General features: G+C 70.1%; 24 protein-coding genes. 2 read left to right on the forward strand and 22 right to left on the reverse strand.

Annotated features, from left to right (window positions below):
- Positions 1-27: 27 nt before the first annotated feature.
- Genes IT072_RS18800 through IT072_RS18815 form a run of 4 tightly spaced genes read right to left on the reverse strand, consistent with a single transcriptional unit; the run spans position 28 to position 4060 of the window.
- A complete protein-coding gene (locus IT072_RS18800; RefSeq protein WP_223358358.1) occupies positions 28-1059 on the reverse strand; it encodes a LacI family DNA-binding transcriptional regulator in 1032 nt (343 codons plus the stop codon).
- Positions 1060-1068: 9 nt separating this feature from the next.
- The gene (locus IT072_RS18805) at positions 1069-1893 is read right to left on the reverse strand and encodes a carbohydrate ABC transporter permease (RefSeq protein WP_223358359.1); all 825 of its coding nucleotides are present in this window, start codon (positions 1891-1893) and stop codon (positions 1069-1071) included.
- Positions 1886-2797: a carbohydrate ABC transporter permease gene (locus IT072_RS18810; RefSeq protein ID WP_223358360.1), complete on the reverse strand. Its 912-nt coding sequence runs from the start codon at positions 2795-2797 to the stop codon at positions 1886-1888. The genes IT072_RS18805 and IT072_RS18810 overlap by 8 nt, the downstream gene beginning before the upstream one ends.
- A 3-nt stretch (positions 2798-2800) precedes the next feature.
- Positions 2801-4060 (reverse strand): ABC transporter substrate-binding protein, encoded by a 1260-nt coding sequence (locus tag IT072_RS18815; RefSeq protein ID WP_223358361.1) that lies wholly within the window; start codon positions 4058-4060, stop codon positions 2801-2803.
- A 145-nt stretch (positions 4061-4205) separates the two neighbouring features.
- Between IT072_RS18815 and IT072_RS18820 the strand changes: the two genes are divergently transcribed.
- Positions 4206-4880, forward strand: a complete 675-nt coding sequence (locus tag IT072_RS18820) for a GAP family protein (protein ID WP_223358362.1) — start codon at positions 4206-4208, stop codon at positions 4878-4880.
- 29 nt (positions 4881-4909) lie between these two features.
- Here the strand turns inward: IT072_RS18820 and IT072_RS18825 are convergent, their stop codons facing one another.
- On the reverse strand, positions 4910-5422 hold the full coding sequence (locus tag IT072_RS18825) for a hypothetical protein (protein WP_223358363.1): 513 nt from the start codon (positions 5420-5422) through the stop codon (positions 4910-4912).
- A gap of 125 nt (positions 5423-5547) precedes the next feature.
- Between IT072_RS18825 and IT072_RS18830 the strand changes: the two genes are divergently transcribed.
- Positions 5548-6288, forward strand: coding sequence for a cysteine hydrolase family protein (locus IT072_RS18830; protein WP_223358364.1), 741 nt, complete (start codon positions 5548-5550; stop codon positions 6286-6288).
- A 75-nt stretch (positions 6289-6363) separates the two neighbouring features.
- Here IT072_RS18830 and IT072_RS18835 read toward each other — a convergent pair whose 3' ends face one another.
- The 17 genes from IT072_RS18835 to IT072_RS18915 all read right to left on the reverse strand — a co-directional run bounded on the left by IT072_RS18835 (position 6364) and on the right by IT072_RS18915 (position 24600).
- Positions 6364-6774 carry a hypothetical protein gene (locus tag IT072_RS18835; RefSeq protein WP_223358365.1) on the reverse strand — a complete coding sequence of 137 codons (411 nt, stop codon included), beginning with the start codon at positions 6772-6774 and terminating at the stop codon, positions 6364-6366.
- Positions 6775-6806: 32 nt separating this feature from the next.
- Positions 6807-7073: a carboxymuconolactone decarboxylase family protein gene (locus IT072_RS18840; RefSeq protein ID WP_223358366.1), complete on the reverse strand. Its 267-nt coding sequence runs from the start codon at positions 7071-7073 to the stop codon at positions 6807-6809.
- A 39-nt stretch (positions 7074-7112) separates the two neighbouring features.
- Complete coding sequence (locus tag IT072_RS18845) at positions 7113-7526, reverse strand: heat shock protein transcriptional repressor HspR (protein WP_223358367.1); 414 nt, start codon at positions 7524-7526, stop codon at positions 7113-7115.
- A gap of 2 nt (positions 7527-7528) precedes the next feature.
- The gene (locus IT072_RS18850) at positions 7529-8521 is read right to left on the reverse strand and encodes a DnaJ C-terminal domain-containing protein (protein ID WP_223358368.1); all 993 of its coding nucleotides are present in this window, start codon (positions 8519-8521) and stop codon (positions 7529-7531) included.
- Between the two features lie 116 nt (positions 8522-8637).
- Positions 8638-9285 carry a nucleotide exchange factor GrpE gene (locus IT072_RS18855; protein ID WP_223358369.1) on the reverse strand — a complete coding sequence of 216 codons (648 nt, stop codon included), beginning with the start codon at positions 9283-9285 and terminating at the stop codon, positions 8638-8640.
- 2 nt (positions 9286-9287) lie between these two features.
- Complete coding sequence (gene dnaK / locus IT072_RS18860; protein WP_223358370.1) at positions 9288-11147, reverse strand: molecular chaperone DnaK; 1860 nt, start codon at positions 11145-11147, stop codon at positions 9288-9290.
- Between the two features lie 177 nt (positions 11148-11324).
- Positions 11325-12071, reverse strand: coding sequence for a cupin domain-containing protein (locus IT072_RS18865; RefSeq protein WP_223358371.1), 747 nt, complete (start codon positions 12069-12071; stop codon positions 11325-11327).
- A complete protein-coding gene (locus IT072_RS18870) occupies positions 12068-12970 on the reverse strand; it encodes a PmoA family protein (protein ID WP_223358372.1) in 903 nt (300 codons plus the stop codon). The genes IT072_RS18865 and IT072_RS18870 overlap by 4 nt, the downstream gene beginning before the upstream one ends.
- Entirely contained in the window at positions 12963-14081 is a 1119-nt protein-coding gene (locus IT072_RS18875) for a Gfo/Idh/MocA family protein (protein ID WP_223358373.1), read from the reverse strand. The genes IT072_RS18870 and IT072_RS18875 overlap by 8 nt, the downstream gene beginning before the upstream one ends.
- Positions 14078-15001 carry a dienelactone hydrolase family protein gene (locus IT072_RS18880; protein WP_223358374.1) on the reverse strand — a complete coding sequence of 308 codons (924 nt, stop codon included), beginning with the start codon at positions 14999-15001 and terminating at the stop codon, positions 14078-14080. The genes IT072_RS18875 and IT072_RS18880 overlap by 4 nt, the downstream gene beginning before the upstream one ends.
- Entirely contained in the window at positions 14998-15822 is an 825-nt protein-coding gene (locus IT072_RS18885; RefSeq protein ID WP_223358375.1) for a carbohydrate ABC transporter permease, read from the reverse strand. Before IT072_RS18885 ends, IT072_RS18880 begins: the two co-directional genes overlap by 4 nt.
- A complete protein-coding gene (locus IT072_RS18890; protein ID WP_223358376.1) occupies positions 15819-16781 on the reverse strand; it encodes a carbohydrate ABC transporter permease in 963 nt (320 codons plus the stop codon). Before IT072_RS18890 ends, IT072_RS18885 begins: the two co-directional genes overlap by 4 nt.
- A gap of 6 nt (positions 16782-16787) precedes the next feature.
- Positions 16788-18023, reverse strand: coding sequence for an ABC transporter substrate-binding protein (locus IT072_RS18895; protein ID WP_223358377.1), 1236 nt, complete (start codon positions 18021-18023; stop codon positions 16788-16790).
- Positions 18024-18135: 112 nt separating this feature from the next.
- A complete protein-coding gene (locus tag IT072_RS18900) occupies positions 18136-19176 on the reverse strand; it encodes a LacI family DNA-binding transcriptional regulator (protein WP_223358378.1) in 1041 nt (346 codons plus the stop codon).
- Between the two features lie 332 nt (positions 19177-19508).
- On the reverse strand, positions 19509-21449 hold the full coding sequence (locus IT072_RS18905; RefSeq protein WP_223358379.1) for an SDR family NAD(P)-dependent oxidoreductase: 1941 nt from the start codon (positions 21447-21449) through the stop codon (positions 19509-19511).
- Positions 21446-22939 (reverse strand): FGGY-family carbohydrate kinase, encoded by a 1494-nt coding sequence (locus tag IT072_RS18910; protein ID WP_223358380.1) that lies wholly within the window; start codon positions 22937-22939, stop codon positions 21446-21448. The genes IT072_RS18905 and IT072_RS18910 overlap by 4 nt, the downstream gene beginning before the upstream one ends.
- Positions 22936-24600, reverse strand: coding sequence for a glycerol-3-phosphate dehydrogenase/oxidase (locus tag IT072_RS18915; protein WP_223358381.1), 1665 nt, complete (start codon positions 24598-24600; stop codon positions 22936-22938). Before IT072_RS18915 ends, IT072_RS18910 begins: the two co-directional genes overlap by 4 nt.
- Position 24601 lies beyond the last annotated feature (1 nt).

The raw sequence follows: 24601 nt of genomic DNA on the forward strand, positions 1-24601 counted from the left end.
TGGGGAAGAGAACAGACCGGCTCGGCGTCAGCCGGCCGTCGACTCGCGCACGACGAGCGACCAGTCGAAGACGTGCAGCTCCCCGTGGTCGTCCCGGGCCGGCCTCCCGAGAGCGCGGTCCACGATGATCCGCGCCTGTTTGCGGTAGAAGTCGGGCGGCCCGACCGTGGAGAGCGCGGGCTCCACCAGGCGTGCGTCCGGGGTGTTGCCCACCCCGATGACGGACACCGCGTCCGGGACCCGCAGGCCGAGCCGGTGCGCCGCGTTCACCACGGCGATGGCCGCGAAGTCCGTCGTCGCGTAGATCGCCGTGGGCCGGTCGTAGCCCGAGAGCAGTTCGATCGCGGCCGTGAACGCGCTCGCCTGGGTGTCTTCGAAGAACGCGACGCGGTCCTCCCGCACCGGCAGGCCACGCTGCCGGAGGGCGTCGCGGTAGACCGTGTACCGCGACTCCCCCGTCGACGCGTAGGCCGTGCGGGTCGTGAGGCAGGCGATGTCGGTGTGCCGCTCCAGCAGGTGCTCGACGGCCAGCCGGGATCCCGGGATCGCGTCCGACCGGATGACGTCGAAGCCATTCGGCTCGAGCCGCTCGTCGAACACCACCAGGCGTTGGCCGCTCTCGACGAGCTCGGACAGCTTGCGTTCCGCGTCGGCCCGATCGCCGCCGAGTCCGTCGATGTAGGCCACATCCGCCCGCTGCGCGTTCAGCGCCGTGTACCAGTCGCCGTCGGCGAGGATCATCGTCGTGAGGCCGTGCTCGTTCGCCGCCTCGTTCACCGCCGCGGCGACGGCCAGCGACCACGGGTCGCTCAGCATGTGCAGCGACAAGTGGATCAGCCCGGTACGGCCCGTGCGCACGGCGCGCGCCGAGGCGTTCGGCCGGTAGCCGAGTCGCTCGACCGCGTCGCGCACCCGCTGAACCGTCGCCTCGCTGACACCCGGGCCTCCTCCAGCGCGGCCGGAGAGCACGTACGACACCGTCGCCGTGGAGACCCCGGCCTCCTGCGCGACCGCCTTCATCGTGGGCCGTCCCGGCTCGCGCTTCAGCTGCTCCGTCATGCCGAGAACTCACCCCTTCGATCCTGAGAAGGCTATCCCCTGGATGAACTGCTTCTGCAGGAAGAGGAACGTGAGCAGCATCGGCAGCGCCGCGAGCAGAGCACCCGCCATGAGCACGGGGTAGTCCGTGCCGTGCAGCCCGACAAGCTGGGCGAGCCCGACCGACAACGGCATCCGGTTCGGATCCGTGGTCACGACGAGCGGCCACAGCAGGTCGTTCCACGACCAGAGCACGGTGAACACGGTCAACGCGATGATCCCCGGCTTCGCCAACGGGAGCATGATGCGCCAGAAGACCTGCCACACGTTCGCGCCGTCGATGCGCGCCGCCTCCTCCAGCTCGGCGGGCATGGAAAGGAAGAACTGCCGCATCAGGAACGTGCCGAACGCGCTGAAGATGCCCGGCAGGATCAGCCCCTGCAGCGAGTTCAGCCAGCCCAGCGACTGGATGATCTCGTACTGCGGCAGCAGGTACAGCTGCGAGGGGACCATCAGCACCGAGAGGAACGCCACGAACAGCGCGTTACTGCCGCGGAACGGGATGCGCGCGAAGCCGTACCCCGCCATCGTGCAGAGCACGACCTGCCCGAGCGTGCGACCGATGGTGAGCACGGCGGAGTTGACGAACATCGCCGCGAACGGCATCGAGGCGAAGACCTTCGCGAAGTTGCCGAACTCCCACGGCGCGGGGAGGAGCTGCGGCGGCACCTGCACCGACCCGGGGAACGTCTTGAACGCCGTCAGCAGCTGCCAGACGAACGGGAACACCATCAGCACGGCACCGAGGGCGAGCAGCACGTGCACGAGCCACGGCCGGCGTTTGGACTCATTCATAGTGCACCCACTTCTTCTGCAGCCGGAACTGCACGATCGTCAGGCCGAGGATGATGACCAGCAGCAGGAACGCGACCGCCGCCGCGTACCCGCGGTCGTTGTCCAGGAACCCTGCCTGGTAGAAGAGGTAGACGATGGTCCGGGTGTCGGGCAGCGCCGGATTGGTGCGTCCGATCATGAGGTAGACCAGGTCGAACACCTGCAGCGAGCCGATGACGTTGATCACGCTCACGAAGAAGATGCTCGGGCTCAGCAGCGGAACGGTGATCGAGAAGAACGTCCGGATCGGTCCGGCGCCGTCGAGCGACGCCGCCTCCATCAGGGTGTCCGGGATGCCCTGCAACCCCGCGAGGAAGATGACGATGTTCGTCCCGAGCCCCGCCCAGATCCCGACCAGGGCGACCGCGTACAGCGCCGTCGCCGGGTTCGTCAGCCAGCTCGTGCCGGTGATGCCCACGGCGTGCAGCGCCTGGTTCAGGATGCCGTAGTCGCCGTTGTAGAGCATCTTCCAGACCAGCGCCACCGCGGCGGGCATGGTGACGACGGGCAGGAAGTACAGCATCCGGTAGACGCTGCGGCCGCGCAGCCCGGCCGTGTTCAGCAGGGCCGCGACCGCGACGGCGAGCGGGATGCCCACCAGCGCGATCACGGTGTACAGCGCCGTGTTGACGAGCGCCCTGCCGAGGTCGGGGTCGGCCGCGAGCCGGGCGTAGTTCTCGAGCCCGACGAAGTCCGATCCGCCGAACGGCCCCGACCGGGTGAAGGAGAGGACGAAGGTGCGGACCGTCGGCCAGAGGTAGAAGACGAGCAGGCCGAGGGCGGTGGGCCCGATGAAGAGCGCGGCCCACCACGGTGAGGCGAAGGGCCCGCGCCTCCGGCGGCGCGGAGCGGTCGTCGCGGTCATCCGCTACTTCTTCTCCTTGTCGAGGGCGGCCTGCATCTTCTTCGCCAGGGTCGCGAGCCCCTCCTCCGGGCTGATGCTGAGCGCCCACACCTGGGAGAGCGTCTGGTCCTGGATCGCGGTCCACGCGGCCGTGTTGATGGAGGCCGGGTAGGGAACGGCGGTGTCGAGCGCATCGGTGAACACCGACAGCCGGAACGACGGGTATGCATCGATCCACGCCTGCTGGGTACCCTCGTAGGCCGGGATCACCGCCCCGCTCGCAGCCTGTATCCCGGCCGCCTGCTCACCCGACGCGAAGACGGCGAACTTCTTCGCAGCGTCGAGGTGCGGCGACTTCGCGTTGGCGACGTTCGCGAGTCCGTGCACCACGGACTGGTTGCCCTCCGGGCCGCGTGGCAGGGGCGCGACGTCGACGTGGTCCCTGACGGCCGGGTCCTGCCCGTACTTGTTCGCACTCCAAGAGCCGGACCAGTACATCGCGATCGTGCCCGAGAGGAAGGCGTCCTCCGGGGAGGTGTCGGTCATCTGCTCGAGCGTGGGCGAGACGCCGCTCGTGATCTGGTCGATCCAGAACTGGATGCCCTCGCGCGTCTTCGGGTCGTCGTAGCCGGTCGTGGTCCCGTCAGCGCTGATGACCGAGCCGCCGGCCTGGGCGATGGTGTCGTAGTAGTTCTGCTGGTCGTTGAGCGCGGCGGCCGATCCCCACACGCCGGCCTCCGGGTTCGTGAGCGCCTTCGCTGTCGCGAGGTAGTCGTCCCAGGTCCAGCCCGCCTCCGGATAGGCGACGCCCGCCGCGTCGAACAGCGCCTTGTCGTACCAGACGCCGATGGTGTCGAAGTCCTTGGGAACGCCGTAGAGCTTCCCGTCGACGGTGTAGATGTCGGTGAGCCCCTCGGAGTACTTCGACGTGTCGACGCCGTCCAGCGGCGCCAGCACTCCGTTGGAGGCGTAGAGCTTGCTGTTCGGGCCGTTCATCCAGAACACGTCGGGGGCGCTTCCCCCGGTGACGGCCGTCTGCAGCTTCGTCCAGTACTGCGAGAACGGCGTGACCTGGATCTTCACGGTGACCCCGGGGTTCTCCTTCTCGTAGGCGTCGGCGATCTTCTGCATCGCCGGCTGCTGCACAGGGTCCCAGATGCCGTACTGGAGGGTGACCGGTCCGCGGTCGTCCCCTTCCGACGAGCAGGCGGCCAGGCCGGTGACGGCGAGGGCGGCGGTGAGCAGCGCGGCCAGGCGTGCGCGGCGGTGGTGGTGTCGAGGCATCCGTCTTCTCCTTTGAACAGCGGTTCTCGCCCCGGGTATCGCGAGTTGTTAACCGATTAACAATCGATGCTCTGACATTAAGCGCTGAGGTCCGAAAGCGTCAAGAAATCGCTCATCCGGTCTGCGCGACCGCTAGATTCCCGCTATGACGACCGCCCTGCTGCCGGTGATCGCCGAGGCCCCCCTCGCTCTCGGCATCGCCCTCAGCCCGCTCCCGCTCGTCGCCGGCGTCGTGATCCCGCTGTCACCGCACGGTGCCGGGCGCGGGTTCGCGTTGCTCGCCGGCCGCCTGGCCGGAGTGCTCGCGGTGGTCGGGGCGGTGACCGCGCTCGCGGAGTACCTGGCCGAGATCGGTGGCGGAGCAGCCTCCACCGGCATCGGCTGGGCGCGCCTGCTGCTCGGCGTCGTGCTGGTGGTGCTCGGCGTCGTCAAGTGGACGAAGCGCCCCCACGGCGACGACGCGGAGACGCCGCCGCGCTGGATGGCCTCCCTCGAGTCGCTGTCGGGCTCGCGGGCGCTCGGGCTCGGCTTCGTACTGTCGGTCGCCAACCCGAAAGAGCTCGCGTTCGGCGGCGGCGCCGGCCTCGTGATCGGCAGCAGCCTCACCGGGTGGGGCCCGTCCGTGATCGCCGTTGCGGTTTTCGCCGCGCTCGCCTGCGTCACCGTCGCACTGCCTCCCGCCGCCGTGCTGATCGGCGGGGAGCGCTCGACGCCCGCACTCGGCGAGGTGCGCGGATGGCTCATCCGCAACACCGCCACGATCTCCGCGATCGTGCTGCTGTTCTTCGGGGCGATCCTGATCGGCAACGCGTTCGACTGACGATCGGCGGACTCGGCGGCCGCCTCGGCTCAGCGGGGCGCGGTCAGCGTCCAGAGATGGTCGACGCCGCCCGACGACGCGACGACGGCGACATCCTGCGTCAGATCGGAGAGGCTCGTCAGCCGCGTCGTGCACGCGCCGACGCCGAACCGCTCCTGGAACCACTGCGACAGCGGGCGGGCGCTCATACCCCGCCACGCGAAGAAGACGCTCTGCTTCCTGTCGCGCGCGTCGCGCGTCGCCTTCTCGTCGGCGCGCGCGAGGGCGTCCGGAAGCGCGGTGGCGATCCCGGAGGCGATCGCGGCGAGCCGTGGCGTGGTCGTCTCGGGGTTCCAGAACACCCGGATCGCGAGTCCCGTGCTGGTGCCGGCCGCGGTCGCGAAGCTGCGAGAGGCTCCGACGTAGCGTTCCTCGGCCCGGCTCCACAGCGCGAAGGCCGCGGCGGCCTGCTTCTTCGCGCCGAACACGCGCCGGTCGTCCGCGAGCGCGAGGAACGCGCCCGGCGAGGTCAGCGCCTCCGCGATCCGCGGGTAGTCCGGCATCCGCCCTCCTCCGATGAGTCCGCGGGAATCATCGCAGGCGGTCCGACCGCGTCCCCCGGCCGAGACGTGCAGACCGAACCCGGCGCACTCTCGTGAGCGGCCGCACGGAGCGCTAGAGTCCCCTCATGAAGCGCGCACTGATCGTGATCGACGTGCAGAACGAGTACGTCGACGGCAACCTGAAGATCTGCCACCCGGACCTGATGACCTCCATCCCGAACATCGAGGTGGCGATGGACGCGGCGGCCGACCACGGGGTCGCGCTCGTGATCGTGCAGCACGTCGAGGACGAGGACGCCCCCGTGTTCGCGCGCGGCTCCCACGGCGCGGCGCTGCACGAGTCGGTCGCCGACCGGACGCCGGACCACCTCATCACGAAGACGGACGTGTCCTCGTTCCGCGGCACCGACCTGGAGGACTGGCTGCGCGCGGGCGGCTACGACACGGTGACGATCGCCGGGTACATGACGCAGCACTGCTGCGCCGGGACGGCCAGGGATGCGCACGCGCTGGGCTTCACCGTCGAGTTCCTCTCGGATGCGACGGGCACCCTCGACCTCGTCAACGCGGCCGGCTCGGTCTCGGCGGACGCCCTCCACATCAGCGTCCTCGTGACGATGGACTCGGAGTTCGCCGCCGTCGCGACCACGGAGGAGTGGACCGTCGCCGTCGAGGCGGGTGAGGCTCTCCCCGTCTCGAACCTCTGGGACAGCACCGGCCACGCGCGGGTGCCCGGCAAGCACCAGGAGCTGCACAAGCTCATGCGGGAGGTGCGCGCGGGGATCGACGCCGACATCGCCGCCGAGGACGCCCGCGCGTTCTCCCACACCCTCTACGTGGGCCAGGGGGCGTCGACGTCGCTCTGACCGCCCCGACATTCGTCACGAATGTCGCGAAAGCGTAGCGCTCAGCCGACATTCGTGACGAATGTTCCCGCGGACTCAGCCCCCGAACGACATGGCGGCGTTGACGAGGAGGCTCCCGAGCACCCCGATCAGACCGGCACCGCTCGCGCCGAGTGCGATCGCGGCCGGGACCGTCCCCCGCCGGCCGACGAGGGCGACGACCGCGATCGCGATGACCACCAGGTCCAGCACGATGCCGATGGTCACCGAGATGCCGGAGAGCAGGGCGAACGACGCGCCGGAGTAGTGCGTCGTCAGCAGGAACTGGCGCTGCACCACCTCCATGACGAGGCCCACCAGCACCCCCAAGGCGGCGACCCCCAGGGCCACGTACCCGAGCACGGACGAACGACGCGCGGCCGGCCCGGGCGGCGGCGGGGCGTAGGTCACGCCCAGCTGCGCGGGAGGCGGCGGGAACGTCGGCTGGAACGGAGACTGCTCGGACATGATCTGGATCCCCCGATCGCGATACTGCGTGGTCAGGCCTCGACTCTAGCCAGCTGCCCCACGTCATACGACCCTCCAGGCATCGTGATCATCACGTTCATACGGGTGAACGCGTTGATGAGCGCGATCTGGGCGACGAGCGCGGCGAGCTGTTCGTCGTCGAAATGCTCGGCCGCGGCAGCCCACACGTCGTCGTCGACCCCGGCGCCGTCGGCCAGGCGGGTGGCCTGCTCGGTCAGTTCGAGCGCGGCCCCCACATTCTTCACGAATGTCGCGAAAGGGCGCTGCAGAGTGGACATTCGGCACGAATGTCGGCGCATGAAGAGGAGGACGGGGGGCTAGTGCTCCAGAGGGCGCCAGACGACCATCTGGGTGCTGCGGCGCACACGGGTGCCGGCGCGCAGGGAGACGACTTCGCCCTCGGAACCGGCGGCGAAGACGCGGCGGCCGGGGCGGTTGAGCAGCTCGTCGGCGAGCGCGGACTCGAGCTCACGAACACGAGAGCTCAGAGAGCCGACCTGATCCTCCAGCTCGAGGATGCGGCGGATGCCTTCGAGGCTCACGCCCTCGGCGCCGAGACGGGCGATCTCCTGCAGCTTCTCGATGTCGCGCATGGAGTAGCGGCGCGACTTGCCCGGCGTCCGGCTGGGGCTGACGAGCCCCAGCCGGTCGTACTGACGCAGGGTCTGCGGGTGCATCCCGGCCAGCTCGGCCGCGATGGAGATGACGAAGACCTGCGAGTTCTCGTCCACGATCAGCTCCGGGCCTTCGCGAGAAGATCCTCTCGCGGGTTCTCGTCGGGCAGCTTCTCCGCGAACGCCTCCAGGGCTTCCTTGGCCTCGCTGGAGAGGTGCGACGGGACGGCGATCTGGACGACGGCGAGCAGGTCTCCGGTTCCCTTCGCCGTCTCGACCCCGCGCCCCTTCACGCGCAGCACACGGCCGCCGGGGGTGCCGGGAGCGACCCGCAGCTTGACGGGGTCGCCGCCCAGGGTCGGGACCTCGATGGTGGCGCCGAGCGTGGCCTCCACGAACGTGACCGGGACGGTGACGCGCAGGTTGAGGCCGTCGCGCTCGAACACGGGGTGCTTGCGCACGGTCACGGTGAGCACGATGTCGCCGGGCTCGCCGCCGTCCGGACTCGGCTGGCCCTTGCCGCGCAGCTTGATCTTCTGCCCGTCGGAGACACCCGCGGGGATCTTCACCTTGAACGGCTTGCCGTCCGAGGCCTGCAGGCTGATGGTCTCGCCACGGGTCGCGGTGAGGAAGTCGATGGTGGTGTGCGCGGTGACGTCGCGGCCGCGGGTCGGCCCGCCGTAGCCGCGGTAGCCTCCGCTGGTCTGGCCGAAGCGTCCGTTGCCGAACAGGCCGCCGAACACGTCGTCGAAGCCGGCGTTCTGACCGCCCTGCTGGAACGTGTATTGGCCGCCGCGCTGGCCGCCGAACATGCCCCCGAAGACGTCGTCGAAGCCGCCCTGACCGGCCGAGCCGGGGGCCGTGAACCGGGCGCCGCCTCCCATGGCGCGGATCTGGTCGTACTCCTTGCGCTCGTCGGCGTCGCTGAGGACGGAGTAGGCCTCGCTGATCTCCTTGAACTTGGCCTCGGCAGCCGCGTCGCCCGGGTTGGAGTCCGGGTGGTACTTGCGCGCGAGCTTGCGATAGGTCTTCTTGAGGTCCGCGTCGCTGACGTCCTTGGAGACGCCGAGGACCTTGTAGAAGTCCTTGTCGAACCAGTCCTGGCTAGCCACGGCGCCTCCTTTCGATCGTGATGGTCGTGGGTGAAGTCTTCATGATGTGCGCACGGCGGGCGGGCGAGCGGCAGGACCGTGGACCTGCCGCTCCGCCGTGCCGTGCATCCGGCCGGTCAGGCCGGGACCGAGACGACGACCTTCGCCACCCGGACCGTCGTCGAGCCCAGGCGATACCCGGTCTCGACCACGTCCGCGACGGTGTCCACCGTCACGTCGGGGGTGGGCTGCTGGAAGATCGCCTCGTGGATCTGCGGGTCGAAGGGCTCGCCCTTCTCTCCGTACGGGACGAGGCCGAGGCGCTCGACGCTCGCCCGCAGCTTGGCCGCGATGGCCGCGAACGCGCTGCCCTCGGGCAGGTCGCCGTGCTTCTCGGCGCGCTCGAGGTCGTCGAGCACCGGGATGAGGCCCTTCACGGCCTCGCTCACGGCGCGCTCGCGCTCGACCTCGCGGTTCGCCTCGGTGCGCTTGCGGTAGTTCGCGTACTCCGCCGTGACTCGCTGGAGGTCGGCGAGCCGCTCCGCCGCGAGCGCGTCGGACGTGGTCTGGCCCGAGAGGATGTCCAGGTCGTCGTCCGACAGGACGGGCCCCTCGTCACCGGCGGGGCCGACGTCGACGAGCTCCTCGTGCGACAGATCCTGCTGAGACGGCTCCCGGACCTGGCCGGTCTCGGGGTCGATGCGCCGCTTGTCGCGGATGATCGGCTCCTCGCGCTCCGGGTCGGGCTCGCCCGACCCGGGAGCGCCCGGGGTGTGGTCCGACATGATTACTTCTTCTCCTCGTCCTCGACGACCTCGGCGTCGATGACGTCCTCGTCGGAGGAATCACCCGCCTGCTCGCCCTGGGGGGCGTCCGCCTCGGAAGCTGCGGCGTCGGCCTGCGCCGAGGAGTAGATCGCCTCGCCGAGCTTCTGCTGGCTGGCGTTCAGCTTCTCGAACGCGGTCTTGACGGCCTCGTCGTCCTCGCCGGCCAGAGCCGTCTTCAGCGCGTCGACGTCGCCCTGGACCTCGTTCTTGACGTCCTCGGGGAGCTTGTCCTCGTTGTCCTTGATGAGCTTCTCGATCTGGTAGACGAGCTGCTCGGCCTGGTTGCGGGTCTCGGCGGACTCGCGGCGCTTCTTGTCCTCCGCGGCGTGCTCCTCGGCCTCGCGCACCATGCGCTCGATGTCGTCCTTCGGCAGGCTGGAGCCGCCGGTGATCGTCATCGACTGCTCCTTGCCGGTGCCCTTGTCCTTGGCGGACACGTGCACGATGCCGTTGGCGTCGATGTCGAAGGTGACCTCGACCTGCGGGATGCCACGGGGGGCCGGGGCGATGCCGGTGAGCTCGAAGGTGCCGAGCGGCTTGTTGTCGCGGGTGAACTCGCGCTCGCCCTGGAAGACCTGGATCGCGACGGACGGCTGGTTGTCGTCGGCCGTGGTGAAGGTCTCGCTGCGCTTGGTGGGGATGGCCGTGTTGCGCTCGATGAGCTTGGTCATGATCCCGCCCTTGGTCTCGATGCCGAGGGACAGCGGGGTGACGTCGATGAGGAGGACGTCCTTGCGCTCGCCCTTAAGGACACCGGCCTGCAGGGCGGCGCCGACGGCGACGACCTCGTCCGGGTTGACGCCCTTGTTGGGCTCCTTGCCGGTCTCCTGCTTCACGAGCTCGGAGACGGCCGGCATGCGGGTCGATCCGCCGACGAGCACGACGTGGGCGATGTCGCCCACCTTGATGCCGGCCTCGCGGATGACGTCCTGGAACGGCTTCTTGGTGCGGTCGAGGAGGTCGCTGGTCATCTGCTCGAACTGGGCGCGGGTGAGCGTCTCGTCGAGGTTGGCCGGGCCGTTCTCGGTGAGCGAGAGGTACGGCAGCTGGATGCTGGTCGACATGCTCGACGACAGCTCCTTCTTCGCCTGCTCCGCGGCCTCCTTCAGACGCTGGAGGGCGATCTTGTCCTTCGAGACGTCGACGCCGGTCGAGTCCTTGAAGCGCTTGATGAGCCACTCCACGACACGCTGGTCCCAGTCGTCGCCGCCGAGGCGGTTGTCGCCGGCGGTCGCGCGGACCTGGATGGTCGAGAAGTCGTCGTCCTTGCCCACCTCGAGGAGGGAGACGTCGAAGGTTCCGCCACCGAGGTCGAAGACGAGGATGAGCTCGTCCTCCTTGCCCTTGTCGAGGCCGTACGCGAGAGCCGCGGCGGTGGGCTCGTTGATGATGCGGAGCACGTTGAGGCCCGCGATCTCACCGGCCTCCTTGGTGGCCTGGCGCTCGGCGTCGTTGAAGTAGGCCGGGACCGTGATGACCGCGTCGGTCACGGTGTCGCCGAGGTACTGCTCCGCGTCGCGCTTCAGCTTCTGCAGGATGCGCGCCGAGATCTCCTGGGCGGTGTACTTCTTGCCGTCGATCTCCTGCGTCCAGGTCGTGCCCATGTGGCGCTTGACGGACGAGATGGTGCGGTCGACGTTGGTGACGGCCTGGCGCTTGGCGGTCTCGCCGACGAGCACCTCGCCGTCCTTGGTGAACGCGACGACGGACGGGGTGGTGCGGAAGCCCTCCGCGTTGGCGATGACCGTGGGCTCGCCGCCCTCGAGCACCGCGACGACGGAGTTGGTGGTTCCGAGGTCGATACCTACTGCACGTGACATATGTGCTTTCTCTCCTTTGTTGCTGGCTGTGTTGCCATGAAAGTCTGGGGTCAAGACTTGAGCCTCGACGACTCAAGACTGTCACCCTCGATCGGGTGCTGTCAAGGCGTCGAAGCACAAACTTGAGTACATCAGACTCAACTTTGAGGAGAGTCGCAGTATTCCGGGATCCGGACGTCAATCCTCCTCGGCACGACGCGCGATATCGTACGCGTCGAGTCGGCCGCACATCCCGAACGACTGCTCCGGACGGTTCAGGTGGGCGACCCGCGCGGCGGTCAGCGACATGGTTCCACCGCCCGCCAGCTCATCGAGCCGCGCAATCGTTCGCGCCGCCTCGACCGCTGCACCCTCCTCGACCACCGCGCGCCACTCGTCGAGCTTCGGCCGGACGAGCGCGGCGGCGGCACGATGGAACGCCGCGAGCGGCTCCGTGTCGCCGGCGTCGAACGCCGTCGACAGTCGCTCGAAGCCCTCGAGAGCCAGATCCCGGCGGCTGCGTGCACGCGCCTCCCGCCCCGCGCCGGCCGCGTCGCCGAGATCGGCGCGCGCGGCATACGACTCGTGGTCCGCCAGGAATTCGGGCGGGAATGTCATGACGGCATCCCCCGCTTCCGGCAGACCGCCGTTCTGCATCACCACCACGACGACGAGATCGCCGTCGTTGATCGCCCGATGGATGGTTCCCGGCTCGAACCAGACGACATCGCCCGGGTGCAGGGCCGTCTCGGAATGCGCACCCATCGTGAGCGTCTCGAGCCTGCCCCGCCCGGAGACCACGACGTAGCACTCCGAGCAGGCCAGATGCAGATGCGGGGTCCCGCCGTGCTTGCCGTCGGAGCCCTCCCACGGGTACACCGCGAGGCGCGAGATCCCCACCGCTCCGGGAAAGGCGGGGTGCGGGCCACCGCCGCTGACGCTCACGGCCGCAGCTCCCCCGCCAGCTCTTCCAGTTCGTCACGGCTGCATCGGCGATCGATGAAGACGACCCGATGCGCCAGCCGGAGACGGGAGCCGGGGGCGAGTCCGATCTCCGTGTCGAACGCGGGCGACGGCGCCAGGCACGCGAACGGGCTGATCCGGCTGAACCAGCGAATCGGGACGGGGGCGGAGCTGGTGCCCGCGAACATGAGCACCGTTCCGCCGCCGTCGATCTCGTCATGCTGGCCGATGACCGCCGCCCAGTCGGAGACCGTCCCCATGACGGCCTCGCCCTCCGCCCCGTCGCCCCCCAGGATCGCGCCGTCCGTCCACGACCGCGGCCCGCGCCAGAACAGCCCCGCATAACCGGCGTCCGGGCGGCCGTGCGTGGTCGGGCTCCCCAGCCGCAGCTCACGGTCGGACACGTTCCGCAGTTCGGTGCTGAAGTCGAGCACCCAGCTCCCCCGTGTCTCGTCGAGCCGGTGGATGCGCTGCGTGCGCGCCTCCGCGAACCAGTGGCGGTCGTCGCTGGTGATCCAGCTGAGCCCTTCCTCGATAACGGCGGACGCCCCGTCAGTGTCGACGCGCTCGAAGCGGTCGTGACGGATGCGGCCCAGATTCTCCTTCCACACGTACCCCTCGTCGAGGGTGAAGGTCGGTCCGCCCCAGAAGTTCTGCCCCGACACGTGCGACCAGGTCATCTGGAGGCCCTTGTGCCAGCGGTGATCCCACGGCCGGGCGATGCTGAGCGGTGCCCCGGAGACGGTCCGGATCGGGTGCAGGAACGGCTTGGGGGCCTCCGCGGCCGGCGCGTCCGGCCGGTACTCGTAGACGGCGAGCTCGACGCTGCCCGCGGTGATCGACAGCCGCGCGCCGTCGTCGTGCATCCGGATCTCAGGCACCGATGACCTCCGCACCGGCGATCGCACTCCGGTCGCCGCTCATCGTCGCGTAGAACGGCGACTCTGGAGTGATGTCGCCCCGATGGACGGCCCGGCCGGTCGCCGCGGACGCGTAGAGGGCCGCCGTGAGATCGAGGACGCGACGGCCGTCCTCCCCGCTCGCCGTCGGGCGACGGTGGTCATGGTAGGCCGCGATCAGCTGCGCCAGCTGCGCGGTGTGCGAGCTGGCCAGGTCTTTCTCCGGCGCCCAGGCGCGGGCACGGGCGGGGTCGACCCCGGGCGCGGGAGTCCAGCGCCAGTCCGAATTGCTATAGCCGTACAGGTGCTCCACCTCGACCGTCGCGTCCCGGAAGTCGAAGCGCAGGTAGCTGGTCTCACGTGGCGACAGGATGCTGTTGACGACCGACACGATCGCACCGGACGCGAATCGGACCGCTGCGAACGATGCGTCCTCGGTCTCGATGTCCCTGGCCAGGGTGCCGCTCATCGCGCGCACCTCCTCCCAATCGCCCAGCACGTGCAGCAGCAGGTCCATCTGGTGGATACCGTGGCCCATCGTCGGCCCCCCTCCCTCCGTGCTCCACTGTCCCCGCCAGGGCACCTCGTAGTACGCGTCGTCGCGGAACCAGAGGGTGTGGCAGATGCCGACGAGAGGCTCGCCGAGTTCGCCGCTGGCGATGTGCTCTCTCAACCGCTGCGCTGCCGACCCGAACCGGTGCTGGAAGACGTAGGACACGTATGGCCCTGCGGCGCCCTCGTGCGCCGCCATCTCGTCGTACTCCGCGAGGGACAGGGCCGGCGGCTTCTCGCACCAGACCCAGGCCCCCGCATCCAGCGCGGCGATCACCGCCTCCCGGTGCGCGACCGGCGGCGTGCAGACGACCACCAGGTCGGGATTCACGCCCTCGAGCATCGCCCGGAGGTCGGAAAACGCCGCCGGGATGCCCGCCTCGCGCGCGAACGCCTCCGCGCGGACGAGGTCCACGTCGACGACCGCCACCAGCTCCGTCTCGGCGGCGTGCGCACGCAGAGCCGGAAGGTGGTGCAGGGTGGCGATGTTCCCCGCCCCGACGATGGCGGTGCGGATGGGGGCGACGGTGGGGTGGTTCATGTGGTCCTCTCTTCGCCGGCGGGCAGTTGTCCGTCCGGCGCGGTCAGGGTTTCAGCCAGCCAGGTGATCGCGGCGAGCTGGAGGGTCAGCGGGAAAGCGTGGCCGCCAGAGAAGCGGATGACATCGGTGCGTTCCGGGTCGAGCCGCGCGACGACGGCGTCGACACCGTCAGCAGGGAAGAGCGGGTCGTCATCGCCCGCGAGTACGAGCAGGCTCTGCCCGTGAAGCGTCGCAGCGACAGCCGGGAGATCGCCCGCGGGCAGAATGCCCGGCACGTAATACGCCGGGTTGTGGAAGACGCCCGCGGGCCCGAAGGAGGCGATGCTCCCCGCGCCGCAGCTGACGACACCGGCGCGGATGCGCGGGTCGACGGCCATCGTGAACAGGGAGACCTGACCGCCCAGCGAGTGCCCGATGACGCCGACCGGGCCGTCGACTCCCGCCTCGTCGATCAGCCAGCTGACCGCGAGCGAGACATCGTCGCTGTGCCGGCCCTGCAGCGTCAGCCCCCCGGCGACGAGCTCCCAGGCGGTCTGCTGCTCCGCCGCAGCGGGGTCACCGCTCGCGGGCATCCGCTCCTCGAACCCCGAGAGGTCGGGGACGATGACCGGGATGCCGGTCGCCGCGACTCGGAGGCCGTAGGCCATCTCAGGGTCGCCGGCGAGTCCCGCCGGCTCGCTCTTGCCGAGGTCGAACCGGCCGTTGTGCTGGTGCACCGCGACCACGGCGGCCGGCCACGGTGGCGGTGAGGTCGTCAGCAGGAGGGCCGGGACGACCCTGTCGGCCGCGACCAACTCGATCCGCTCGATGTCGACGCCGGCGTGATGCTCCACGTCGCCGCGTCGCACCTCCGTCGGCCGCTGCGATTCGGGCGCGCCGACCGCGAGGAGCCGACGCAGCCCGGCGCGATCGAGGCTCACTTGACTGCTCCCGCCATCATGCCCGCTTGGAGCCTCCGCTGGCCGCCGATGAAGATGACCACGAGGGGGATCGAGGTGAGCACCGCCAATGCCATCAGGCTGTTCCAGGACGCGTTGAGGCTGCCGACCTGCTGCGCCAGGATGACGCTCACGGGGAACAGGCCGGAATCGTTGAGGAACGTGATCGCGTAGATGAACTCCCCCCACGCGATCATGAAGCTCAACAGCCCAACCGTGACCAGACCGTTGCGGGCGAGCGGCAGAACGATGTGCCATACGACCTTCCAGCGGTTCGCCCCGTCGATCATGGCGGCCTGCTCGAGTTCCACCGGGACCTCGACGAAGAACGGGCGAACCAGGACGATGCCGAGCGGAAGCAGAAGCGCGACGTCCGCCAGCACGACCCCCACGGTCGAGTTGACCAGCCCCCACGCTCCGAACAGCCCGTACAACGGGATGGCGTTGGTCGCCTGCGGGATCATCTGGACGACCACCAGGATGATCATCGTCGCGGCGATCACGACGGAGCCGAGCCGTCCGCGCACGTGGCTGAGCCCGTATCCCGCGAGCGCCGACAACACGACGACCAGGAGGGCGGTGGCGACCGCGATGATGGCGGACTGCGCGATCGGGCCGCCGACGCCGCCGAGCACGCGCTCATAGGCCTCGACGCTGAACTCGGTGGGGAACCCCGCTCCCGCGACCCTGTCGGACGCCAGAGATTCCAGCAGGATCCAGGCGAGCGGCACGGCGTAGACCACCAAGAGCAGGCAGCAGCCGGCTGTGGCGATCCACCTCCGGCGGAACAACAGTGCGATCATCGACCCACCGCCTCTTTGCCCGTCGACCGGATGTACCCGTTCGCGACGACCAGCACGACCACGATCGACACGACCGCAACGGCCCCCGCGATGCCGAACTGGAAGTTCTGGAAGGCCGCGACATAGCCGAAGTACGGCAGCGTCTGGGACGACGTGCCGGGTCCACCGCCGGTGACGACGTAGATGAAGTTGAAGCTGCTCCCGAACCCGTAGACGAAGACGAGCACAGCGAGGGTCGCGATGATTCCGCGCATCTGGGGAATGACCACTCGCACGATGGTCTGGAAGGCGCTGGCGCCATCCAGCGACGCCGCCTCCAGTGTGTCGGCGGGGACGCCGAGCAGGCCGGCCTTCAGGACGGTGGCGGCGAACGGGATGTTGGCCCACATGGTGATCGCAATCAACGTCCAGAGCACCAGCGACGAGTCACCCAGCCACGACACCTGCGGGAGGCCGAGGGAGCGGGCCGCATCGTTGATCGGTCCGGTGCCCTGGAGCAGGAACTTCCAGCCGGTCCCCGTCACGATCGGCGGAAGCGCCCAGCACAGCATCATCAGACCCTGGACGAAGCGGCTCAGCCGCGTGTCCTTGGTGAGCCAGACCGCCGCGATGAACCCGAGGACGAGCACCCCGGCGAGCAGGACGACCGTGAACACGAAGCTGCGTCCGAAAGCGTGCCAGAAATCGGACGACGAGAAGATCGTCTGGAAGTTCTGCGCGCCGGCGAACGGCCAGTCGCCGATGATGTTCTGCGGCCCCACCTCGCTGACACTCATGCGGAAGAGCTGCACGATCGGGACGATCGCGAGCACGCCGAGGAAGAGCAGCGGAAGCAGCAGGGCCGCGTACGACGGGACGGCGCTCCGCGCCCGCGGGCGGCGTGGGCCGGACCCCCGAGGAGGAGCGGGGGTCCGGTCGCGTGCCGTCCGGGGGACGACGCCGGTGGGTGAGATGGCCATGCGGACTCAGCAGCCGCCGTTTCCGAGGTCTGTCTCGAGGCCGGAGGCGAGCTTCTTCGCGGCGTCCTCGGCGCTGTACTGCCCGGCGGCGAAGCCGCTGATCGTGTTGCCGAAGTTGGTCACCGCCGTGTTGGAGTTCTTGCCGGTCGGCCACTTGCCGACCGTGGGGATCTCCTGCAGGAAGCCATCCAGATACGGCTTCTCTTTGAGAGCGCTCTGCATGTCGGTGCGTGTCACCAGGCTTCCCATGATGTCGAGGGAGGCCTGCTGCGCCTCCGTGGAGAGCCAGCCGAGCTTCAGGTACTCCCACGCCATCTCCGGGTTCTTGGCGTAGCCGCCCACGGCCTGGCCCTCGCCTCCGGGAAGCACGTGGGTGCCCTTCGGACCGGCCGGGATCGGGGCTGTCCCGAACTCGAACGTGGCCTCTTTCTGGATCTGGCCGAGGTTCCAGTTGCCGTTGAGCAGGAACCCGACGTCCCCCTTGGTGAACATCGACGGCGTCTGCACGTTGGTCAGCTCCTGATAGCCCGTGGGAAGGTAGCCCTTCTTCGCCCAGCCGTCGAGGCGTTCGAGCACGCTGACGGTCTTCGGGGAGTCGATGCTGCAGAAGTCGACGCCTTCGCCGGCGAGGAACGGGTACCACGACCACGTGCCGTCGACGCCCGGGTCGGCGTTGTTGAGCAGCGGGGTCTTCCCGTTCTGCTTGAGGACCGCCATCGCCTTCTCGAAATCGTCGATCGTCGTCGGGACGGGGATCGAGTATTGGTCGAGAAGGGTTTTGTTGTACCAGAGGCCCTGGATGTTGACGTAGGTCTGGAACGTCTTGACCCTGTCCTTCGCGTCACGCCAGACGACGCTGTCCGGATAGGGCGACGGATCGCCGAGGCTCGCCCACTGCTCGGTCATGTCGGCCATGACACCGGCGGCGTCGAGCTGGCCGAAGTCCGCGGCCGGGTTGTTGATGACGACGTCCGGCCCCGAGCGGGTGCCGGCCGCGGCCAGCAGCTTCGAGTCGAGCTGTCCGGCCGGGATGTTCACATAGTCGACCGTGATGTCGGGATGCTTGGCATTGAAGAGCTTGGCCGCTTCCTTCTCGTACTGCAGCTGCTGCGGCGTGCTGAAGTACGACCACACGGTGACCGTCTTCGGGGCGGACGAGCCACCGCTTGCACACGCGGTCAACGACAGGCCCAGCAGCGCGGCGGCCGCAGCGATGGCTGCGGTGCGACGTGTGTTCAACATCTGTGGTTCTCCTCTTCATCGGGGATGGGCAAGCCAGATGGACAACGCTTTCCACTAGCGGAAACAACGTGGACAACGCTTTCCACATTATGAACAGGTCGACGTCACGACGTCAAGAGGTCGGGCGCGGAGGCGTGCTCGCGCGCAGCATCACCTCGCCGCCGATCGAGGAGACCAGGGCTCCGGGATGCGGATCGAGCACCAGCTCGACGGCCTGACGCCCCATGCGCTCCAGCGGCAACCGGACCGTCGTGAGCGACGGCGTGAAATCCTCCAACAGCTCGACATCGCCGAATCCGGCGATCCCGACATCCACTCCCGGGACGAGCCCCGCGTCCCGGATCGCAGCGAGCGCGCCGATCGCCATGACGTCCGCCACCGCGAAGAAGCAGTCCGGCCTCGCGCCGGTCGCCAAGATCTGGGCGGCCGCCGCGTACCCACCCGCCCGGTTGATCTTCGAGGGGATCCGCCACGCGAGAGGCGCCTCCCCGCCGGCCGCGGTCACCCCCTCGACGAACCCGCGCTGCCGGGCGACCGGCGTCGCCAGGTGGGACGGGCCCCCCAGAAGGGCGAACCGCTGGTAGCCGGCAGCGACCAAGGCGCCACCGAGGGCGCGCGCGGCCCCCGCGTTGTCCACTTCGAGGGTGCGGAACCCCTCGATCCCCCCGCCGACGAAGGCGACAGTGCCGCCCATCTGCTCATAGTCGGCGAGCGCACGGCCCACCCGCTCCTCCGTGTCCTCGTCCAGAGTGCGACTCACTGTCATCACGACGTGCCGAGGACGCTGGCCGCGGATGGCGTTCAGCGCCGAGCGTTCCCGGCTCGGGTCGCCTCCCGTGGTGATGATGGTCACGACCAGGCCGTTCGCCTCGGCCACCTCCGTCACGCCCGACACGATGCCCGCGAAGTAGGGATCGACGATGCTGCCCACCATGACAGCGACCGTCTCGCTCAGCCCTCGGGCGATCCCCTGTGCCAGCAGATTCGTCGAGTAGTTGAGGTCGGCCGCCGAACGCTCCACCCGGGCCCGCAGCGCGTCGGACACATTGCGAGAACTGCCGTTCAGCGCACGCGATGCCGTCGACAGCGACACCCGCGCGTGAGCCGCGACATCTTTCAGGGTGACCGGTCCACCCTTGCGACTGACCGCCATCCGCGCCCTCCGCGTCTTCCTCGGGGCTGGAGTCGTACCGTCACGCTCGCGCCCGAACTGAGATTAGCGGTGCGTGGGCGTCGATGCGCAACCGGGGACCACCGTCGATCGCGTGATGGACATGGATCCCGACCCTGCCGACGCCGCCGTCCCCGCTCTCGCCGGTGATCACGGAGGGCCCCTGCTCTCCTCGCGCGCCATCGAGGCACTGCAGAGCATCGACCCCGCCACCCTCGACGAAGTGCAGGCGTTCCGGGACGATTTCGCGCGGTTCATCATGCCCTACACGTTCGGCATCGACATTCCGGTCGCGGCAGCCGCGGCGCCGCCGGCTACACCACGCGGTCGTTGCCGCCGTCCACCGAGAGGTGCGCGCCGGTCGTGGCCGGGAGGCCCGCGATGAACGTGAGCACCGCCTCCGCGACCAGAGCGCTGGTGACCTCGACGCCCAGGAGGTTTCGGGTGCGATACTCCTCGACCGTGAGCCCGTAGTGCGCGGCGCGCTCGGCAAGAAGCCCGGGCGTCCAGATCGCGGTGTCGAAGACGGCGTCGGGTTCGACCTGGTTCACGCGGATGCCGTCCGCGGCCCACTCCAGCGCCGCCACCCGGGCGAGCTGTGCTGCGGCGGTCTTGCTGGCGGAGTACGCGGCGACTCCCGGGCCGGGCGCGGCGACGTTCTTCGTCGACACCAGCACCACACGGCCGCCGCGCGGCGCGACGGCGAGCAGCGGATGCGCCGCCCGCAGCGCCCGGGCCACGGCACCGGCGTTGACCCGCATCGCCCGCTCCCAGACGTCGTCCGCGAGGGTGGCGAGGGACTCGCCGGCGGGGAAGATCCCGGCGGCGACCACGAGTGCGTCGAGGCCGCCGAACTCCCGCGCCGCCGTCTCGACCGCGGCATCCAGCACGGCGTGCTCCGCCACGTCGCCGACGATCCCCCGCCACGACGGACCGTCGAACACATCGGTCACGTCCGGGCTGAGGTCGACGCCGACGACCGACGCGCCCTGGGCGAGCAGCGCCGCAGCGGTCGCCCGGCCGATCCCGGATGCGGCGCCGGTGACGAGCGCGACCTCGCCGTCGAGCAGCCGGGCACGGGCGCCGGAGCGCAGGCGCGCCTGCTCGAGCTCCCAGTACTCGATGTCGAAGCTCAGGGCCTCGTCGAGCGAGCGGTAGCCTGCCTGCCGGTCGGCCGCCTCCACGATGTCCATGGTGTGCAGCGCGATGTCGTGCACGGCATCGGCGGCCGAGCGGGACATGCCTGCCGTGAGCAGGCCCAGCTCGGGATCGAGGATCACCCGCGGGGCAGGGTCGATGGGCTCGATCGGGCCGGGTATCCGGTCGCGGTGCGCGTCGACATAGCGGGCGTAGTCGGCGGCATAGGCGGCCACGTCGCGGCCGACGAGCGGAGCGCGCTTCGTGCGGATGACGTGCTCGGGAGTCGCCGTGCCGCGGGAGGTCGCCTCCCGGAGATCCGATCGTTGCGCGTACCGCAGAGCACGCGACGATGCCGACTGCCGCACGATCAGCGGCGTGCCTGCGGCCAGGGAGAGATCGCGCCGGAGTTCGGCGATGGCCTCGACCGATCCGGCCCGCTCGACCGGCGCCCCCTCATCACCCCAGCGCGGCGAGCCGGCGGAGACCAACGCCAGATCCACCAGCTCGAGGTGGCGGCGCAGGGCCTCGTCGGCGTCGTCGGCGAACGTGAACAGACCGTGGTTGGCCAGCACCAGGGCGTCGACCCCGCGGAGGTCCGCGTCGGCGACGGACCGCGCGAGCGGGAATCCCGGCATCACATACGGCAGGACCGCGACGCGGTCGCCGAGCACACGCGCCGCCCGCTCGACGCCGTCCGGCTGATCGGTGAGGGCGACGACGGCGTCCGCGTGCGAATGGAGGACGACCCGGGACGGCAGGTGCGCGTGCAGCAGCGCCTCGATGGACGCCGTCGGCGCGGAGGCGTCGAGCGATGCCTGCCGGAGCTCGTTCACCATCCCGCTGTCGGTCAGCTCGGTGAGCGCCAGCAGGCGCAGCAGGCGCTTGCGGCGCAGCGGAGCGAATCCGGCGGGCTCGATCGAGCCGAGATCCCACCCGCTGCCCTTGACCAGCACGAGTTCCACCTCGTCGCCGGTGGCGTCGTGGCCGGTCGCCTTGATGGAGGTGTTGCCGCCGCCGTGCAGCACGAGGGAGGGATCGGCTCCGAGCGTCCGGGAGACCCGGGTGATCTCCGCCAGTGCGGCATCCACCTCGGGACCGTATGGCGAGCCGCTCATCGGGCCAGCTCCGTCCACACGGAGCCCATCGCGGCGAGCGCGCGGTCGAACCGGTCGGCCTGGCGCCGGTAGGCCTCGCGATCGGCGCCCGGTGCGACGACGAGGGCGGGGTCGGGGTCGCCCCACCAACCGGCCGTGTCGACGCCCACCCCGGCGGCGGCCAGGGATGCGACGCCACGCGCGCCCAGCTCTGTCCCGAGCTGGCGGCGCACCGGATGACCGACCACGTCGGCGAACATCTGCGCCCAGAGCGGATTCTTGGCACCTCCGCCGGCGAGGGTCCACGGGCCGTCCGAGACGGTCGCGCCGCTCGCGCACACCTTCTCGAGCTGAACGCGGTGGTACTGGGTCACCCCCTCGGCGACAGCGCGCGCGATCTCACGGTAGCCGTGCTTGTCTTTGGCGCCGAGGAGGGTCCCGGAAGCGCCGAGGTGCTCCGGCGCGCCGTGCACGAACGGGAGGAAGAGGAGGCCGTCGGCGCCCGCGTCCACCGTCGAGGCCGCGTGCAGCAGGTCGCGCGGGGTGACCGTGTCGGCGGCCACGCTCGACATCAGCGTCGAGAACCACTCGACTCCCGCGGCGGAGGTGGGTGCGACCTCCTGGGCCAGCATGTGACGGGGGTCGGGGAGCAGCGCGTTGAGCGTCACCCGTGGCGGCTCGGCGTCGGCGGGGACGACGACGGAGTTGATCGCCCAGGTGCCGACGATGATCGTCACATCGCCCGGCCGGACGGCGCCGGCCCCGATCGGACTCGCGACGCAGTCCATGCATCCGGCGACGACGGGGGCGCCGGCCGGGAGGCCCGTGGCGGCGGAGGCTTCAGCGGTCACGGCGCCCACGACCTCATCGGAGCGCGACAGCGGCGGCAACAACCGCATCAGGTCGCGTGGGAGGCCGAGCAGATCGAACACGGCGGGCTCGTAGGTGCGCGCCGCGAGGTCGACCAGGCCACAGGCGGAGGCGTCCGAGTAGTCGGCGCTCGGCCGGCCGGTGAGGCGGGAGGTGATCCAGTCCTTGCAGCTCAGGGCCCACCTCGCGCACCCGAGGGCCTGCGGCTCCTCATCGAGAAGCCAGCGGAGCAATACACCGGGCTGGCCCGCCCACGGGACGGAACCGGTGACCCGACGCACCGCCTCCACCTCGACGGGATCGAGGGCGGCGACGATCCGCTCGGCGCGGCTGTCGGTGGAGGCGAAGGCCGCCCGCACGGGGCGCAGCTGCTCGTCGACGAGGTAGAGGCCGTTGCCGTGACCGGTGGCGCCGATGCCCGAGATGGTCCAGCCTTCGGCCGTGAGCCAGCCGGTGAGCTCGGCGAGCACGCCGGCGACGACGTCCCACAGGGCCGCCATGTCGATCTCCTGGCGGTCCGCGGCGACGGCCACGCGCGGGTTGGCCGCGGACACCGCGCGCAGTTCGGCGCCGGCCTCGTCGAACGCCGCGGCCTTGGCGGCCGTGAGGCCGACGTCGATCCCGATCAGGCAGTGCTTCATTCCGTGCTTCCTCGCATGGTCCCGGCCTCGCGCTCGGCGTCGAGAGCGCGGGGCTTGAAGCGTCGCATCGCGGCGCGGTAGCGGTCAAGTTCGCGCTCGGCGCGCTCGGCGGTCCAGTCACGGTTGGCGACCAGGACGGCGGCGACCGCCGGGGCCGCGGCGAGGCCGACATCGCTGTTGAGCGCGACCGCCATGCGGCGGAGGACGACGTCCTCGAGGCTGAGGGCGCCCTCCTCCCGGACCGCGTGCACCGCCTCTGCGGCGATCGCCCCGGTCTCGGGGTCGACCACCTCGCCGAGCGTGGGCGTGGCGACGACGAGCCGCTCGATGCGCTCGGCGACGACGCCGTAGGTGTCGACCAGACGCGCCGCGGTGCTCGGGGGCAGGGTGGATTTCGCCACGAACCGGCTGCGATAGGCCGGCCAGTCGCCCTCGGGCGCACCGGGCAGTCGCGCCGCGCGGGTCGGCGACGGGCCGGGGCGGCGACCGAGCTCCCGCTCCAGGCGGCGCGCCACCAGCTCGCCGAGCGCGCGATGCGTGGTCAGCTTGCCGCCGATGATGGTCACCAGGCCGGCGTCGGCGCCCGAGTGCACGACGATCTCGTGGTCGCGGCTGACCGTGGACGGATCGTCCACGTCGCCGACGTAGGGCAGGGGACGCACTCCCGAGTAGGACCAGAGCACGTCGTCGGCCCCGAGCCGCGCCTCCGGGATGAGCGCGTTGACGGCGCCGAGCAGGTACGCGGTCTCGTCCTCGTCGATCACGACATCGTCGATGGAGCCGTCGTACGGCAGGTCGGTGGTGCCGATCATGTACTTGCCCTCCCAGGGCAGCACGAACATCGGCCGGGCGTCGTCCGGCGACTCGAAGAAGATGCAGGTGTCCGGCGCGCCGGGGAAGGCGGCGACGACGAGATGGCTGCCCTTGGTCGGCCCCATCCGACGATCGTGCGCGCCGGCGAGGTCGAGCACGCTGTCGACCCAGGGGCCGGCGGCGTTGACGACCAGACGGGCGGGCACCGTCTTCGTCTCCCCGGTCTCCCGATCGCGGTAGCGGAGGCCGGCGATACGTCCACCGAGCCGCACGAGTGACTCGACCGGGGCGTGGGTGGAGACGATGGCGCCACTGCGCTGCGCGTCCACGGCCAGTTCGACCGCGAGCCGCTCGGTGACGGGCACGTTCGCGTCATGGAACAGGCCGCCCCAGCGCAGCCCGGCCGCGGCCAGCGCGGGCCACTCGCGCTCCAGCCGCCGGCGGAAGACGATGCGGTTGAAGGGCAGCGGCTTGCCGAGCGACAGCACATCGTGCAGCATCAGACCGCACGCGAGCAGCCAGCCGGGCCGGCTCTGCTGCTTCGAGAACGGGATGAGCATCGGGTAATGGTGCACCAGGTGCGGAGCCTTCGCGAGCAGGATGTTGCGCTCACGGATCGACTCGTGGACGAGGTTCAGCTCGAACCGCTCGAGGTACTTGAGCCCGCCGTGGATGAGGCGCGTCGAGATCGCCGAGGTCCGGGCAGCCAGGTCGTCCTGGTCGAACACGGCGACGCTGAGGCCGCGCGCGGCGGCCTCGCGGGCCACGGCGAGGCCGTTGATGCCCGCGCCGATCACGGCGACGTCGACCGACGGGATCTCCGGGGTGTAGGTGGTGAGGGCCGGCATG

The organism is Leifsonia sp. ZF2019 (assembly GCF_019924635.1).
In the GTDB taxonomy this organism is placed as follows: domain Bacteria; phylum Actinomycetota; class Actinomycetes; order Actinomycetales; family Microbacteriaceae; genus Leifsonia.